General features: G+C 58.2%; 1 protein-coding gene. It reads left to right on the top strand.

Annotation, left to right across the window (positions count from 1 at the left end; all coding sequences use genetic code 11):
* Positions 1 to 201: protein rep (locus CXR44_RS34975; RefSeq protein ID WP_180903858.1), on the top strand; the 201-nt coding region annotated here is incomplete at both ends.

The raw sequence follows: 201 nt of genomic DNA, 5'->3' as shown, positions 1-201 counted from the left end.
GGCTGACATGGTGGCCGATCCTGAATGGTTCCTCGAACTGACCCGCCAGACGCACAAGCGCCGCTTTGTGGCGACCGGCGGCGCACTCAAAGACGTGCTGAAACTCGATCAGGAAACTGACGCCGACATGGTGATCGGTGATGATATTTCCGAGGGCGACGATGACGGTTCACGAATCGCGTTCGAGTGGAAAACCGAGGT

The sequence above is a fragment of the Nonomuraea indica genome (assembly GCF_002850745.1).
Taxonomy (GTDB): domain Bacteria; phylum Actinomycetota; class Actinomycetes; order Streptosporangiales; family Streptosporangiaceae; genus Nonomuraea; species Nonomuraea indica.
This window is presented reverse-complemented; position numbering and strand designations above follow the sequence as displayed.